13 protein-coding genes are annotated in these 16,013 nt (G+C 70.7%); 11 read left to right on the top strand and 2 right to left on the bottom strand.

Annotated features, from left to right (window positions below; genetic code table 11):
- The first annotated feature begins 32 nt into the window (after nucleotides 1-32).
- Complete coding sequence (locus ABZ840_RS11215) at nucleotides 33-1,631, top strand: MFS transporter (protein WP_361556875.1); 1,599 nt, start codon at nucleotides 33-35, stop codon at nucleotides 1,629-1,631.
- 240 nt (nucleotides 1,632-1,871) lie between these two features.
- Nucleotides 1,872-2,228, top strand: coding sequence for a peptidase inhibitor family I36 protein (locus ABZ840_RS11210; RefSeq protein ID WP_361556872.1), 357 nt, complete (start codon nucleotides 1,872-1,874; stop codon nucleotides 2,226-2,228).
- A gap of 90 nt (nucleotides 2,229-2,318) precedes the next feature.
- Here the strand turns inward: ABZ840_RS11210 and aceE are convergent, their stop codons facing one another.
- Nucleotides 2,319-5,066 carry a pyruvate dehydrogenase (acetyl-transferring), homodimeric type gene (gene aceE / locus ABZ840_RS11205; RefSeq protein ID WP_361556869.1) on the bottom strand — a complete coding sequence of 916 codons (2,748 nt, stop codon included), beginning with the start codon at nucleotides 5,064-5,066 and terminating at the stop codon, nucleotides 2,319-2,321.
- Nucleotides 5,067-5,602: 536 nt separating this feature from the next.
- Here aceE and ABZ840_RS11200 point away from each other — a divergent pair.
- From ABZ840_RS11200 to ABZ840_RS11175, 6 genes are all read left to right on the top strand, one after another.
- Nucleotides 5,603-6,043, top strand: coding sequence for a DUF3052 domain-containing protein (locus ABZ840_RS11200; protein WP_052865577.1), 441 nt, complete (start codon nucleotides 5,603-5,605; stop codon nucleotides 6,041-6,043).
- A 161-nt stretch (nucleotides 6,044-6,204) separates the two neighbouring features.
- Complete coding sequence (locus ABZ840_RS11195; RefSeq protein ID WP_361556865.1) at nucleotides 6,205-6,663, top strand: peroxiredoxin; 459 nt, start codon at nucleotides 6,205-6,207, stop codon at nucleotides 6,661-6,663.
- A gap of 128 nt (nucleotides 6,664-6,791) precedes the next feature.
- A complete protein-coding gene (locus ABZ840_RS11190; protein WP_361556862.1) occupies nucleotides 6,792-7,367 on the top strand; it encodes a TerD family protein in 576 nt (191 codons plus the stop codon).
- A gap of 101 nt (nucleotides 7,368-7,468) precedes the next feature.
- Nucleotides 7,469-8,044, top strand: coding sequence for a TerD family protein (locus ABZ840_RS11185; RefSeq protein WP_361556860.1), 576 nt, complete (start codon nucleotides 7,469-7,471; stop codon nucleotides 8,042-8,044).
- Between the two features lie 54 nt (nucleotides 8,045-8,098).
- Complete coding sequence (locus tag ABZ840_RS11180; protein ID WP_361556858.1) at nucleotides 8,099-9,232, top strand: DUF475 domain-containing protein; 1,134 nt, start codon at nucleotides 8,099-8,101, stop codon at nucleotides 9,230-9,232.
- A 160-nt stretch (nucleotides 9,233-9,392) separates the two neighbouring features.
- Nucleotides 9,393-10,127, top strand: coding sequence for a Tellurium resistance (locus ABZ840_RS11175; protein WP_361556856.1), 735 nt, complete (start codon nucleotides 9,393-9,395; stop codon nucleotides 10,125-10,127).
- Between the two features lie 57 nt (nucleotides 10,128-10,184).
- Here the strand turns inward: ABZ840_RS11175 and ABZ840_RS11170 are convergent, their stop codons facing one another.
- A complete protein-coding gene (locus tag ABZ840_RS11170; protein ID WP_361556854.1) occupies nucleotides 10,185-11,249 on the bottom strand; it encodes a TerD family protein in 1,065 nt (354 codons plus the stop codon).
- 227 nt (nucleotides 11,250-11,476) lie between these two features.
- On the opposite strand from ABZ840_RS11170, the gene ABZ840_RS11165 reads away from it, so the two are divergent.
- The 3 genes from ABZ840_RS11165 to ABZ840_RS11155 are packed head-to-tail and all read left to right on the top strand — an operon-like array spanning nucleotide 11,477 to nucleotide 16,001.
- Nucleotides 11,477-12,661, top strand: coding sequence for an HpcH/HpaI aldolase/citrate lyase family protein (locus tag ABZ840_RS11165; RefSeq protein ID WP_361556851.1), 1,185 nt, complete (start codon nucleotides 11,477-11,479; stop codon nucleotides 12,659-12,661).
- Nucleotides 12,658-15,162, top strand: a complete 2,505-nt coding sequence (locus ABZ840_RS11160; RefSeq protein WP_361556848.1) for a phosphoribosyltransferase — start codon at nucleotides 12,658-12,660, stop codon at nucleotides 15,160-15,162. The genes ABZ840_RS11165 and ABZ840_RS11160 overlap by 4 nt, the downstream gene beginning before the upstream one ends.
- Entirely contained in the window at nucleotides 15,159-16,001 is an 843-nt protein-coding gene (locus tag ABZ840_RS11155; protein ID WP_361556845.1) for an HAD family hydrolase, read from the top strand. Before ABZ840_RS11160 ends, ABZ840_RS11155 begins: the two co-directional genes overlap by 4 nt.
- Nucleotides 16,002-16,013: the final 12 nt, after the last annotated feature.

Below are 16,013 nucleotides of genomic sequence, written 5' to 3'. Positions count from 1 at the left end.
CAACTGTCAGTCGCTGACATTATTGTCGGAGCATGAGCTCACAGACCCCGGTCGCCGACCCGATACCGGACATCACCGAGCCGGAGCCGCGCAGGGGACTGCGTGGCCATCCCTGGCTGACCCTCTTCTCCGTGGCGATCGGCGTGATGATGGTGGCGCTCGACGGCACCATCGTCGCCATCGCCAACCCGGCCATCCAGAAGGACCTCGGCGCCTCGCTCGCCGACGTCCAATGGATCACCAACGGGTACCTCCTCGCGCTGGCCGTCGCGCTGATCACGGCCGGCAAGCTCGGTGACCGCTTCGGCCACCGGCAGACGTTCCTCATCGGCGTGGTCGGCTTCGCCCTCGCCTCCGGCGCCATCGGCCTGTCCAGCGAGGTCTCGCTGGTCATCGTCTTCCGCGTGCTCCAGGGCCTCTTCGGCGCCCTGCTGATGCCGGCGGCGCTCGGCCTGCTGCGCGCCACCTTCCCGGCCGAGAAGCTCAACATGGCCATCGGCATCTGGGGCATGGTCATCGGCGCCTCCACCGCCGGCGGCCCGATCGTCGGCGGCCTGCTCGTCGAGCACGTCAACTGGCAGTCCGTCTTCTTCATCAACGTCCCCGTCGGCATCCTCGCCCTCGTCCTGGGACTGGTGATCCTGAAGGACCACCGCGCGAAGAACGCCCCGCGCTCCTTCGACGTCCCGGGCATCGTGCTGCTGTCCGGCGCGATGTTCTGCCTCATCTGGGCGCTGATCAAGGCCGGCGAGTGGGGCTGGGGCGACGGCAAGACCTGGGCCTTCCTGATCGGCTCGATCGTGCTGTTCGCGGCCTTCGGCGTACTGGAGACCAAGGTCCGAGAGCCGCTGATCCCGCTGCGCATGTTCCGCTCCCTGCCGCTCACCGCCGGCACCGTCCTGATGGTGCTGATGGCGTTCGCCTTCATGGGCGGGCTGTTCTTCGTCACCTTCTACCTGCAGAACGTGCACGGCATGAGCCCCGTCGACAGCGGCCTGCACCTCCTGCCGCTCACCGGCATGATGATCGTCGCCTCGCCGGTGGCGGGCGCCATGATCACCAAGTTCGGCCCGCGCGTCCCGCTGGTCGGTGGCATGGTCTTCACCGCCGTCGCGATGTTCGGCATGGCGACCCTCGACACCGACACCGGTACCGGCGCGATGTCCCTCTGGTTCGCCCTCCTCGGCCTGGGCCTCGCGCCCGTCATGGTCGGCGCCACCGAGGTCATCGTCGGCAACGCGCCGATGGAGCTCTCCGGCGTCGCCGGCGGTCTCCAGCAGGCCGCGATGCAGGTCGGCGGCAGCCTCGGCACGGCAGTCCTGGGCGCCGTCATGGCCTCCCGGGTCAACAGCGAGCTGCCGGACAACTGGAACGCGGCGCACCTGCCGCCCATCCCGGCCGCCCAGCTGGACAAGGCCGCCGACGCGGTCGCCGTCGGCATGGCGCCGGTGCCCAAGGGCACCCCGGCCCCCTTCGTCGAGAAGATCACCGCGGTCGCCCACGACACGTTCATCTCCGGCATGGGCCTGGCCTTCACGGTCGCCTGCGGCGTCGCTGTTGTCGCGGCGGTGGTCGCGTTCGCGACGAAGCGCGGCGAGAACGAGGTCGAGGGCGGGGTCGGCCACATCTGACCTGCGGTGCGCCGCGGGGGCTTTGTGTGGTGCCCTGCGTGCGGCGCCGTTGTGGCTGGGCGCGCCCACGCGGCGGAGCCGCATATCGACATGCCCCGCGCCCCTACGGGGCGCGGCAACCTCCGGGCTCCGTTTTCCCCTATCAGGGTGGGCGGGGCCCGGTTGTGTTTTCCACGTACCGGTGGGGCCGCCAGCGTGTGTCCGAACCGATCGTCACACGATCACCACCCGGGGGGACCCATGCGTACGACACTTCTCGCGGCCACCGCAGGCGCGGCCGTGCTTCTGGCCTCGGCGGCAGCGGCGCACCCGGCGCCTGCCGCCTGCGCCGCCGGGCAGCTCTGTCTCTGGCCGAAGGCCGGATACGGCGGCCCGCGCACGACCCATGAGCTCGCCGGCACCGACATCGAGAGCTGTGTGCCGCTGCCCGCGGGCCGCGCCGCGCACTCCTTCGTGAACCGCACCGGGCGGCCCGTCACCACGTACCAGAGCGCCGAGTGCGCCGAGACCGGCGAGTACGACACGTATCCCGGTGGCGGCACCTATGTGCCGGACTCGCCGTACGAGGTGCGGGCGATCAAGATCTGGGAGCGCTGAGCCGAGCGCGGGACCGGGCGCAAAAACGGGCGAGGGCCCGGGCAGCGTGCTGCTGCCCGGGCCCTCGCCGGAAGAACCACCGTGGAGCGGTTACGCGTCGCCGCCCGCCTCGCCGGCCTCCGCCGCCGTGACGTCCAGCAGCTGGTACCGGTCGATGGCCTGCTTCAGCGCCGAGCGGTCGACCTTCCCCTCCTTGGCGAGCTCGGTGAGCACGCCGAGGACGATCGACTGCGCGTCGATGTGGAAGAAGCGGCGCGCCGCGCCACGGGTGTCGGCGAAGCCGAAGCCGTCCGCACCCAGCGACTGGTACGTGCCCGGCACCCAGCGCGCGATCTGGTCCGGAACCGAACGCATCCAGTCGGAGACGGCCACGAACGGACCCTCGGAGCCGGAGAGCTTCTGCGTCACGTACGGAACGCGCTGCTCCTCCTCCGGGTGCAGGAGGTTGTGCTCCTCCACGTCCACGGCCTCGCGGCGCAGCTCGTTCCAGGAGGTCGCCGACCAGACGTCCGCCTTGACGTTCCACTCCTCGGCGAGGATCTTCTGCGCCTCGATCGCCCACGGCACGGCCACGCCGGACGCCATGATCTGCGCCGGGATGGAGCCCGCCGTGGCCGGCTGGACCTTGTGGATGCCCTTGAGGATGCCCTCGACGTCCACGTCCTCCGGCTCGGCCGGGTGCTGGATCGGCTCGTTGTAGACGGTGAGGTAGTAGAAGACGTCCTCGCCCGGCTGCCCGTCGGCGGTCTCGCCGTACATGCGGCGCAGGCCGTCCCGCACGATGTGCGCGATCTCGAAGCCGAACGCCGGGTCGTACGCGACGCACGCCGGGTTGGTCGAGGCCAGCAGCTGGGAGTGGCCGTCGGCGTGCTGCAGACCCTCACCGGTCAGCGTCGTACGGCCCGCGGTCGCACCCAGGACGAAACCGCGCGCCAGCTGGTCGGCCATCTGCCAGAACTGGTCGCCGGTCCGCTGGAAACCGAACATCGAGTAGAAGACGTAGACCGGGATCAGCGGCTCGCCGTGCGTGGCGTAGGCCGAGCCCGCCGCGATCAGCGAGGCGGTGCAGCCCGCCTCGGTGATGCCGTCGTGCAGCATCTGGCCGGTCGGCGACTCCTTGTACGCCAGCAGCAGCTCGCGGTCGACCGACTCGTAGATCTGGCCCAGCGGGTTGTAGATCTTCGAGGTAGGGAAGAACGCGTCCATGCCGAAGGTGCGGTACTCGTCCGGGGCGATCGGCACGAAGCGCTTGCCGATCTCCTTGTCCCGCATCAGGTCCTTCAGGACGCGGACGAACGCCATGGTCGTGGCGATCTTCTGCTGGCCGGACCCCTTCTTGGCGGTCGCGTAGGCCTTGTCGCCCGGCAGCTCCAGCGGCTTGGCGCGCACGACACGGGTGGGCACATAGCCGCCGCACTCCTTGCGGCGGTCGTGCATGTACTGGATCTCTTCGGAGTCCCGGCCCGGGTGGTAGTACGGCGGGTTGCCGTTCTCCAGGTCCTTGTCCGGGATCGGCAGGCGCAGCCGGTCGCGGAACATCTTCAGGTCGTCGACCGTCAGCTTCTTCATCTGGTGGGTCGCGTTGCGGCCCTCGAAGTTCGGGCCGAGCGTCCAGCCCTTGACGGTCTGCGCGAGGATCACGGTCGGCTGGCCCTTGTGGGCCTTGGCCGCCGCGTACGCCGCGTAGATCTTCTTGTGGTCGTGACCGCCGCGGCCCAGGTGCAGGACCTGGTCGTCGGTCATGTTCTCGACCATGGCGCGCAGCCGGTGGTCGCTGCCGAAGAAGTGCTCGCGGATGTACGCGCCGGTCTCCGTGGCGTACGTCTGGAACTGACCGTCCGGCGTCGTGTTCAGCTTGTTGACCAGCACGCCGTCGCGGTCCTGGGCCAGCAGCGGGTCCCAGGAGCGGTCCCAGACCAGCTTGATCACGTTCCAGCCGGCGCCGCGGAACTGCGACTCCAGCTCCTGCATGATCTTGCCGTTGCCGCGGACCGGGCCGTCCAGGCGCTGCAGGTTGCAGTTGACGACGAAGGTGAGGTTGTCCAGGCCCTCGCGCGCGGCGATGGACAGCTGGCCGAGCGACTCCGGCTCGTCCATCTCGCCGTCGCCGAGGAACGCCCACACGTGGCTGTCGGAGGTGTCGGCGATGCCGCGCGCCTCCATGTAGCGGTTCATCCGGGCCTGGTAGATCGCGCCGAGCGGGCCGAGGCCCATCGAGACGGTCGGGAACTCCCAGAAGTCCGGCATCAGCCGCGGGTGCGGGTAGCTGGACAGGCCGTTCGGGGCCTTGGACTTCTCCTGGCGGAAGGCGTCCAGCTGGTCCGAGGAGAGCCGGTCCAGGAGGTAGGCGCGGGCATAGACGCCGGGGGAGGCGTGGCCCTGGAAGAAGATCTGGTCGCCGCCGCGGCCGTCGTCCTTGCCCCGGAAGAAGTGGTTGAAGCCCACGTCGTACAGGGAGGCCGAGGAGGCGAAGGTGGCGATGTGGCCGCCGACGCCGATACCGGGGCGCTGGGCGCGCGAGACCATGACGGCCGCGTTCCACCGGGTCGCGTTCAGGACCTTGCGCTCGATCTCCTCGTTGCCGGGGAAGAACGGCTCGTCCTTGGTGGCGATGGTGTTGACGTAGTCCGTGCTGCGCATCTCGGGCACGGCCACGCGCTTCTCGCGGGCCCGCTCGATGAGGCGGAGCATGAGGTAGCGGGCACGTTCCCGGCCTCGCTCATCGACGGCTGCGTCGAGCGAGTCGAGCCATTCCTGGGTCTCTTCAGGATCGAAGTCCGGGACCTGGCTGGGAAGGCCGCCAATGATGATCGGGTTGCGATCGGATCCGGAAGCCACGCTGTTCCTTCGCTGTTCTGGTCGTGTCGGGCTCTGACCATTCGTGATGCGTACATGAGGCACACGGATGTCGAGCCCGAGGTCAGATTTCTGTCTCTGCTGGTGTCGCGCCGTCTTCCATCGTGTACCGAGGCACGCGGATACGTCATCTCTACCTGCTGGTAACCGCCCCCTTGGAGACGCGGCCGGCGGGTGCGCTCCGGGGAGACCAAATCGCAACCATACGCCCATGTCACGCACCTGCGGCGGGCGGCCGTACGGATATCGAACATTGGCCCGTCGTCGCCCCGGTCCCGCCGTCCGGGCCGGTCGCGCGCGTGTACCCCACGGAGCCGGTGCGACGCTGTGGCGTGAATCACCGCAGTACGGGGTAGAAGGGGTCGCAGTTGCGGCGAGACGGCCGTATCCGTCACCGTTTTGGCGGTCTGGACGGCTGGGTACTTGCGCGATTCGCCCCGCCCGTGTGGACTACGCCCAATGCCCCGCGCACGCGCGAGGTGTAAGGCATATCCACAAGACATGACAGGAGGCAATCCGTGAGCGCGACCGCGGACCACGCGGAGGAGCGGACCAACCCGGCCATCAAGCTGGGGTTCGAGCCCGGACAGGTGGTCCAGGAGATCGGCTACGACGATGACGTCGAGCAGGAGCTCCGTGAAGGCATCGAGGCCGTGATCGGCCAGGAGCTCGTCGACGAGGACTATGACGATGTGGCCGATGCCGTCGTCCTGTGGTTCCGGGAAGACGACGGCGACCTCACGGACGCGCTGGTCGATGCCATTGGTCTGATCGAGGACGGCGGCGCCGTATGGCTGCTGACGCCGAAGACCGGGCGCGACGGCTACGTCGAGCCGAGCGACATCAATGAGGCCGCGCAGACTGCGGGTCTGTCCCAGACGAAGAGCATCAACGCGGGCAAGGACTGGAGCGGCAGCCGGCTGGTGACGCCGAAGGCCGCCAAGTCCGGCAAGCGCTGAGCCGTCACGCCGGCACATCCCGAGCCCCCTTCCGACCCCTTCCCCCGCCTCTTGTGCCCGGGGAAGGGCCGCCGGGAGGGGGCTCGACCCGTAGCGGCCCGAGGGTCGCGACGTAGGGTTGGCGGGTATCTGTTCAGCATCTGCGAAGGGAAACAGAACCCATGGCGATCGAGGTCGGCGCGAAGGCCCCGGAGATCGAGCTGAAGAACCAGCACGGGGAGACCGTCAAGCTCTCCGACTTCCGCGGCGAGAAGAACGTCGTGCTGCTCTTCTACCCCTTCGCTTTCACCGGCGTGTGCACCGGCGAGCTGTGCGCCCTGCGCGACGAGCTGCCCCAGTTCGTCAACGACGACGTGCAGCTGCTCGCCGTTTCGAATGACTCGCCGTTCTCGCTGCGCGTCTTCGCCGAGCAGGAGGGCCTTGAGTACCCGCTGCTCTCGGACTTCTGGCCGCACGGCGAGGCCTCCCGCGCCTACGGCGTCTTCGACGAGGAGAAGGGCTGCGCGGTGCGCGGCACCTTCATCATCGACAAGGAGGGCGTCGTCCGCTGGACGGTCGTCAACGGCCTGCCCGACGCCCGTGACCTGGAGGAGTACGTCAAGGCGCTCAAGGCCCTCTGAGCAACACCCGGAGCCCGCCGCCGCAACATCGGGTAATCGGTGGGAACCGGTCACTAGGATCAAATCGTTGTTCTGATGCCATGCACGACGGGGGCGATTGTGTACCCCTCGAATCTATGGGAGGACTCGTGGGAGTCAGCCTCAGCAAGGGCGGCAACGTCTCGCTGACGAAGGAAGCCCCCAATCTGACCGCGGTGATCGTCGGTCTGGGCTGGGACGCGCGTACCACCACCGGTACCGACTTCGACCTGGACGCCAGCGCCCTGCTGACCAATGACCAGGGCAAGGTCGGCAACGACCAGAACTTCGTGTTCTTCAACAACCTGAAGAGCCCGGAGGGGTCGGTCGAGCACACCGGCGACAACATCACCGGTGAGGGCGAAGGCGACGACGAGCAGATCAAGGTGAATCTGGCCGCCGTGCCGGCCGACGTCGCCAAGATCGTGTTCCCGGTGTCGATCTACGACGCCGAGACCCGCCAGCAGAGCTTCGGCCAGGTCCGCAACGCCTTCATCCGCGTGGTGAACCAGGCCGATGGCAACGAGCTGGCGCGCTACGACCTCAGCGAGGACGCCTCGACGGAGACCGCCATGGTCTTCGGCGAGCTGTACCGCAACGGCGCGGAGTGGAAGTTCCGCGCCATCGGCCAGGGCTACGCCTCGGGCCTGCGCGGCATCGCGCAGGACTTCGGCGTGAACGTCTGACCGAGGACGTACCTCCGCCCGGCGCCGTACGCCCCCCAGGGGAGTGCGGCGCCGGGCGCGCTTGGGACCACTGAACCGACACCGGGGAGGAAGCGAAGAACATGGGCGTCACACTCGCCAAGGGGGGCAACGTCTCCCTCTCGAAGGCCGCACCCAATCTCACGCAGGTCATGGTCGGCCTCGGCTGGGACGCGCGCTCCACTACGGGCGCGCCGTTCGACCTGGATGCCAGCGCCCTGCTGTGCAGCAGCGGCCGGGTGCTCGGGGACGAGTACTTCGTCTTCTACAACAACCTCAAGAGCCCGGAGGGTTCCGTCGAGCACACGGGCGACAACCTCACCGGTGAGGGCGACGGCGACGACGAATCGATTCTGGTGGATCTCAGTACGGTCCCGGCCCAGGTCGACAAGATCGTCTTCCCGGTCTCGATCCATGACGCCGATGCGCGCAGCCAGAGCTTCGGGCAGGTCAGCAACGCTTTCATCCGTGTGGTGAACCAGGCCGACGGCAGCGAACTGGCCCGCTACGACCTCAGCGAGGACGCCTCGACGGAGACCGCGATGATCTTCGGCGAGGTTTACCGGTACGGCGGTGAGTGGAAGTTCAGGGCCGTCGGACAGGGGTACGCGTCGGGCTTGCGGGGCATCGCTCTAGACTTCGGGGTCAACGTTTCGTAAAGCGCCGTCCACCCGTGCGCGGGGGACCCCACACAACGAGGGAATGGGTAGGAAGTGCTCCTGAAAACCTTTGGCTGGTCATTCGCCGTAACGGCGGCGGGCCTGGCGTTGGCCGGTGTCCTCTGGGGGTGGCAGGGGCTCGCGGTCGTCGGGATCCTCTCGATCCTGGAGATCTCGCTCTCGTTCGACAACGCGGTGATCAACGCCGGCATCCTGCGGAAGATGAATGCCTTCTGGCAGAAGATCTTCCTGACCATCGGCATCCTGATCGCCGTCTTCGGCATGCGCCTCGTCTTCCCGGTCGTCATCGTGGCCATCACGGCCAAGCTCGGTCCCATCGAGGCCGTCGACCTGGCGATCAACAACAAGGCCGAGTACGAACACCTCGTCACCGCCGCCCATCCGGCGATCGCGGCCTTCGGCGGCATGTTCCTGCTCATGATCTTCCTCGACTTCATCTTCGAGGAGCGCGAGTACAAGTGGCTGGCCTGGCTGGAGAAGCCGCTGGCCAAGCTGGGCAAGCTCGACACGCTCTCGATCATCATCGCGCTGGTCGTCCTGCTCGTGTCGGCCATGACCGTGGCCACCGACGTGGCACACGGCGGCGGTGACAAGAGCGCCACCGTCCTGCTCTCCGGTGTCGCGGGTCTGCTCACGTACCTCCTCGTCGGCGGCATCTCCGGCTACTTCGAGGACAAGCTGGAGGAGGCCGACGACGACGCGGACGCCGAGGAGGAGCGCGCCCCGGCAAAGAAGAACGGCAACGGCTCGGCCGTCGGCCTGGCGGGCAAGGCCGCGTTCTTCATGTTCCTCTACCTGGAGGTCATCGACGCGTCCTTCTCCTTCGACGGCGTCATCGGTGCGTTCGCCATCACCAACGACATCTTCGAGATGGCGCTGGGTCTGGGCATCGGCGCCATGTACATCCGGTCGCTGACCGTCTTCCTCGTCCGCCGGGGCACCCTGGACGACTACGTGTACCTGGAGCACGGCGCGCACTACGCGATCGGCGCCCTGGCCGTGATCCTGCTCGCGACCATCAAGTTCGAGATCAACGAGGTCATCACGGGCGGGATCGGCGTCGCCCTGATCGCGCTGTCCTTCTGGTCCTCGGTGCGCAAGAATCGTCAAGAGGGCAAGCCGGGCGCGGGATCGGCGTCAAAATCCGAGGTCAGCTCGGGAGTGTGACACGCGACCGCGTGTGACCGGCGTCCGAATGAGGAACGCTTCTCTGCGGGGCGGCCACGAGAGCCGGGACCGGGGGCATCGCCTCCGGCCCCACCGGCTCCTCGGGGCCGCCCCGCGGCAGTTGGCGGCGAGGGACCCGTAAGCGAGGGGTGGGGCAGAAGTGTCGTTCTTGGGGAACTGGCGACGCGGCGGTACGCCGCAGTTCGACAACGGCGGAGCGTCGTACGTCGTCAAACTGACCAAACGCGACCCGGTGGTCTCGCTGACCAAACAGGGCGCGGCCAGCGGCAACCTCCGGGTCAACCTCTCCTGGCAGATGCGCACCACCGACTTCGCGGAGTTCGGCGGCCGCAAGAAGAGCCTCTGGCGGCACCCGGGCCAGATCTTCAAGCCCGAGGTGGTGCAGGCACAGGGCCCCGCGGTCGTCAAGATCGACCTCGACCTGGCGTGCATGTACGAGCTCAAGGACGGCACCAAGGGCGTCGTGCAGCCGCTGGGGAACTTCCTCGGCGACCTCAACAGCCCGCCGTACATCCAGCTCAGCGGCGACGACCGGTTCGGCTCGGGGTCCGGCGAGACGCTCTACATCAACCTCGACCACCAGGACGAGTTCAAGCGCCTGCTGATCTTCGTCTACATCTACGACGGCACCCCCGCGTTCGACCGCACCCACGCCATCCTCACGCTCTATCCGAGCAGCGGGCCGCGCGTGGAGATCGGCCTGGACGAGCGGGCGCCACAGGCCCGCTCCTGTGCGGTCTTCATGCTGGAGAACGTCAAGGGCGAGCTGACCGTGCGCCGCGAGGTGCGGTACGTCTACGGCTTCCAGGCCGAGCTGGACCGGCTGTACGGCTGGGGCCTGCAGTGGGGCCGCGGGTACAAGAGCAAGGTGTGAGGGCCGGGCGCCCGCGGTGCGCGCGCCCGCCCTCGGCAACGGTTCAGCGGCGCTCGCTCAGCGGCGCTGGAACTGCGGTCCCTGGGGCGGCAGTACCAGCGGCGCGGCCTCCGGCACCGGGCCGGTGGGCTGCGGGCCGGGCGCGGGCGGCGGGTAGCCGTAGCCGTCGGCCGCGGTCTGCGGCTGCGGATAGCCGTACGCGGGCCGGGCGCCGCCCTGCACCGGGCCCGGGTAGCCGTACGCGGGACCCGGGGGCGCCTCGGGCGGCGGGCCCGGATAGCCGTACGCGGGCGGGCCGGGCGGCATCGGGGGCGGCGGGGGCACGTTCTCCGGATAGCCGTAGCCGCCCGCCGGCGCGCCGGTGGACTGCGGCGGCGGCGCGAAGGCCGCCGCGGCGGCCCCGGTGGGCCCGGCGGTCCCGGCGGCCGGTTCGGGGAACGGCACCGGCTCCGGCACCGCCTGCGTGACGTCCTCGGGACCGGCGGAGGGCGGCCCGGGCACCGCGCGGGTCGCGTCCTCCGACCCCGGCGCTGCCGTCGCCCCCTCGGGCGGCCGTACGGCCCCGTCCCCGGCGTCCTCGCCCTCGTCCACCGAGATGCCGAACTCCGTCGCCAGCCCGATCAGTCCGCTGTCGTAGCCCTGGCCCAGCGCCCGGAACTTCCAGGCGTCCGCGCGCCGGTACAGCTCGCCGCAGATCAGTGCGGTCTCCTCGCCGGTCTCCGGCTCCACCTCGAACACCGCCAGTGGCCCGCCGTCTCCCCGTGCCGCGTCGTAGAGCTCCAGTCGCAGGTCCGTCACCCGCCCGAAGGGGGCGCTGTCCGAGGAAGCGGCCAGCACCACCCGGTCCACCGACGGGTCCAGCGCGGCGAGGTCCGCCTCGATGGTGTCGGTCAGCGCGTCGGCCAGCTGCTTCTTGGGAAGATGACGCACCAGGCCGCTGGGGTGCCGGGGCTGGTTGTAGAACACGAAGTCCGCGTCCGCGCGCACGCGCCCCTCGGGGCCCAGCAACAGCGCCGAGGCGTCCACATCGGGCACTCCCGTGCCCGGTGTCCAGCGGAGGACGGCCCGTACGGCAGTGGCGTCGAGGGGTACGTTCGACCCCTTCTGCATGGCGTGCGTCATGGCGTCATCCTGCCTGCTGAGCGGGGTGACGGACAACGCGGGGGCACGCCGGCGCGGGGATCGGCGGCGTCCCGCACCCGTTTGCCGGGCACATGACACGTGATTTTCACCCGCGCGGGAACTTTCCGCAGGGGCCCACACGTACGATTACCGGCCGGATCCGGACACCGGACACCGAGGAAAGAACCACAGGGGTGGCCGAATCCCGCCCGCACCCGGGGAGTTGTATGCGTCATTTCGGACACCTGTCATCCGACGTACGCGCCACGCTGTTCCACCAGGAGCCGGCGGAGTTCACCGCGGACTCCCCGCAGCGGCTGCTCGCCGTCGCCCTCGGCGCCACCCTCTACTCGCCCGCGACCAGGGAGCGGCTGGCCGCCGACGTGATCAAGCAGGCCAAGCGCGGCGTGGTGTCGATGGTGCTGTGCCTGGAGGACTCCATCGGCGACGGCGACGTGGCGGCCGGCGAGGACAACCTCGTACGGCAGTTCACCGAGCTGGCCGAAACCGGATCTTGTCACCCCGGCACCCCGCTGCCCCTGCTCTTCATCCGCGTCCGCACCCCCGACCAGATACCCGACCTGGTGCGGCGGCTCGGCCCGGCCGTCCGGCTGCTCACCGGATTCGTGCTGCCGAAGTTCACCGCACTGCGCGGCGTCCCCTTCCTGGAGGCCCTCACCGCCGCCGAAGCGTCCTGCGGACGGCGGCTGTTCGCGATGCCGGTCCTGGAGTCCCCCGAGCTGCTCCATCTGGAGAGCCGGACGGAGACCCTGCAGGGCATCGCCCGCACCGTGGACGCCTACCGGGACCGCGTCCTCGCACTGCGGCTCGGCGTCACCGACTTCTGCTCCGCCTACGGCCTGCGCCGCGCGCCGGACATGACCGCGTACGACGTACGGATCGTCGCCTCCGTCATCGCCGACGTCGTCAACGTCCTCGGCCGCGCCGACGGCACCGGCTTCACCGTCACCGGGCCGGTCTGGGAGTACTTCCGGCTGCACGAGCGGATGTTCAAGCCCCAGCTGCGGCAGAGCCCCTTCCTCGGGCGCGCCGAGGAGCTGCGCACCTCCCTCATCGAGCACGCCATGGACGGCCTGCTCCGAGAGATCGAGCTGGACCGGGCCAACGGCCTCCAGGGCAAGACCTGCATCCACCCCTCGCACGTCGCCCCGGTGCACGCGCTGTCGGTGGTCAGCCACGAGGAGTTCAGCGACGCGGCCGACATCCTGCGCCCCGAGCGCGACGGCGGCGGCGTCCTGCGCTCCTCGTACACGAACAAGATGAACGAGGTGAAGCCGCACCGCGCCTGGGCGGAGCGCACGCTGCTGCGCGCCGAGGTCTTCGGCGTCGCGCGCGAGGGCGTCAGCTTCGTGGAACTGCTGGCGGCGGGGCTGCCGGGGGCGGACGCATGACAGAGAAGACGGCGAAGGAGAACAACACGGTGGTGTGGACCGGCGAGTGGGTCGCGGAGCGGCTCGGGGTCGAACTGAACGGTGCGGCCGAGCTGCCCGGCCTGGTGGGGCTCGCGCTGCGGCGCAACCCCAAGCGGGCCCACCTGCTGGTGTCGCAGGTGCTCGGCAAGCACGTGCCGCAGCGCCCGTCGGTGGTGCATGACGCGGGGCACGGCCTGGGCCGCCGGGTACGGGCCCTGCTCGGTGACGAGGCGGCGGCCCGCGCGGTGGTCCTGGGTTACGCCGAGACCGCCACCGGGCTCGGGCACAGCGTCGCCGACGGTCTGGCGCTCGCCCCGTACGTGCACTCCACCCGCCGCCCCGTGCCCGGTGTCGCGCAGGCCGGCGGCTTCGAGGAGGAGCACAGCCACGCCACCTCGCACCTCCTGCTGCCCGAGGACACCGGGCTGCTCACCGGCGACGGCCCGCTGATCCTGGTCGACGACGAGTTCTCCACCGGACGCACGGTCCTCAACACCATCGAGGCCCTGCACGCCCGCTTCCCCCGCCCGCGGTACGTGATCGTCGCGCTGACCGACATGCGGTCCGCGGCCGACCGCGCCCGTCTGGAGAAGTTCGCCGCCGACCTGGGGACGCGGGTCGACCTCGTCGCCCTTACGGCGGGCACGGTGGCGCTGCCGGACGGGGTACTGGAGCGCGGGCAGGAGCTGGTGGCGCGTTACGAGCCGGCCGGCGCACCCGAACCGGCCGCCCCCGCACCGGCCGGCCTCACCCGCGTCGAACTGGCCTGGCCCGCAGGGCTCCCCGACGGCGGACGGCACGGCTTCACCCCCGCCCACCGCGCCCGCCTGGAGGCCGCGCTGCCGGACATGGCGGCCCGGATCGCCGCGGCGCTGGGGGAGACCGGGCGCACGGAGCGGGCCCGGGTCCTCGTCCTCGGCAACGAGGAGCTGATGTACGCACCCCTGCGGCTGGCCGGCGCGCTGGACGACGCCCTGCCCGCCGAGGTCCGCTTCTCCACCACCACCCGCTCCCCGGTGCTCGCCGTGGACGACCCCGGCTACGCCATCCGCACCCGGCTCGCCTTCCCGGCCCACGACCGCCCGGTGGACGGCCCCGGCGAGCGCTACGCCTACAACGTCGCGCCCGGCGCCGACCCGGCCCGCCGCTTCGACGCGGTCGTCGCCCTCGTCGACTCGGCCGGCGACACCCCCGAACTCCACGCCCCCGGCGGCCTGTTGGCCGCCCTCGCCGCGCACACCGACCGCGTGCTGCTCGGCGTCGTCCCCTCGTACGTACCGCCGTCGCCCGCGGCGCCGGACGTGCCCCGTCCTCGTACGGAGGTCCGTACCGACATGCAGGCGCCCCTGCGCGGCCCCGCCTTCTCCTCCTACGCCGCCGACGACGTCGGCTGGCTGCTCCAGGACTTCTCCGACGTCACCCTCGAAGCCCCCACCGAGGAGCGCGAGGAGGCCATCCAGCGCGGTGGCGCGCACTACGCCGAGTCGCTGCCCGTGGAGTACCAGCCCAGCGAGGAGTACCAGGCCCTCTTCCACGCGGCGCTGGAGACCTCGGCGGCCCGCATCGCCCGCGCCGTCGGCGCGGTCACCGAGACGGTCCTCGCCGAGCGGTCTCCCCGCCCGGTTCTGGTCTCCCTCGCCCGCGCCGGCACCCCCGTCGGCGTCCTGATGCGCCGCTGGGCCCGGCACGCGCACGGCCTGGACCTGCCGCACTACGCCATATCGATCGTGCGGGGCCGCGGCATCGACACCACCGCGCTGCGCTGGCTCGCCGCCCACCACGACCCGGCCGACGTGGTCTTCGTCGACGGCTGGACCGGCAAGGGCGCGATCACCCGGGAACTGGCCCAGGCGCTCGACGGCTTCCCCGGCGCCGGCTTCGACCCGCGTATCGCGGTCCTCGCCGACCCCGGCGGCTGCGTGGACACCTACGGCACCCGCGACGACTTCCTGATCCCGTCCGCCTGCCTGAACTCCACCGTCTCCGGCCTGGTCTCCCGTACCGTCCTCCGCGCCGACCTGGTGGGCCCGGACGACTTCCACGGCGCGAAGTTCTACCGCGAGCTGGCGGACACGGACGTCTCCCAGCACTTCCTCGACACCGTCGCGGCCCGCTTCGACGAGGTCGCCGCCGACGCCCGCGCCGACGCAGCCGCGCTGCTCGCCGCCGACCGCGCGCCCACCTGGGCGGGCTGGGCCGCCGTGGAACGGATCAGCGAGACGTACGGCATCCACGACGTGAACCTCGTCAAGCCCGGCGTCGGCGAGACCACCCGCGTGCTGCTGCGCCGCGTCCCCTGGAAGATCCTCGCGCGCAAGGGCGCGGGCGCGGACCTGGAACACATCCGGCTGCTGGCCGCGCAGCGCGGCGTGCCCGTCGAGGAGACCGACGACCTGCCGTACAGCTGCGTCGGACTGATCCACCCGCGCTACACCCGCGGCGCGACCGGCGCCGACGGCCGGGCGGTGGCGGCGAAGTGACCGGCTCACCGACGCCCGTGCTGGTCGCCAGCGACCTCGACCGCACCCTCATCTACTCGGCCGCCGCGCTCGGCCTGACCGGACCCGACGCGCAGGCGCCCCGCCTGCTCTGCGTCGAGGTGTACGGCCACAAGCCGCTGTCGTACCTCACCGAGACCGCCGCCGCGCTGCTCGCCACCCTGGCGGCCGCCCGCGGCGCCTGTTTCGTACCGGCCACCACCCGCACCCGCGAGCAGTACGGGCGCATCCATCTCCCGGGGCCCGCGCCCCGGTTCGCGGTGTGCGCGAACGGCGGCCATCTCCTGGTCGACGGCGAGTCCGACCCGGACTGGCAGCGCACGGTCGCGGCCCGGCTGGCCGACGAATGCGCCCCGCTGGACGAGGTCCGGGCACACCTCCTGCGCATGGCGGACGCGTCCTGGCTGCTGAAGGAGCGCACCGCCGAGGACCTCTTCGCGTACCTCGTCGTGGACCGGGAGCGGCTGCCGGAGACCTGGGTGAAGGACCTCGTCGGCTGGGCCGAGGGGCGCGGCTGGACCGTCTCCCTCCAGGGCCGGAAGGTCTACGCCGTGCCGAAGCCGCTCACCAAGAGCGCGGCGGTCCGTGAGGCCGCCCGCCGCGCGGGCGCCGACCGTGTCGTCGCGGCCGGCGACTCCCTCCTGGACGCCGACCTGCTGCTCGCGGCCGACCGCGGCTGGCGCCCGGGCCACGGCGAACTGGCCGATGCGGGCTGGGCGGCGCCGCACGTCACCGCGCTGGAGGAGCGCGGCGCGGCGGCGGGGGAGGAGATCGTACGGGCGTTTCTGGGGGAGGTGGCGGACGCCGCCGGGGCCCGCTAGCGGCCGCGGGTG

The organism is Streptomyces sp. NPDC047117 (assembly GCF_040643545.1).
In the GTDB taxonomy this organism is placed as follows: Bacteria; Actinomycetota; Actinomycetes; order Streptomycetales; family Streptomycetaceae; genus Streptomyces.
This window is presented reverse-complemented; position numbering and strand designations above follow the sequence as displayed.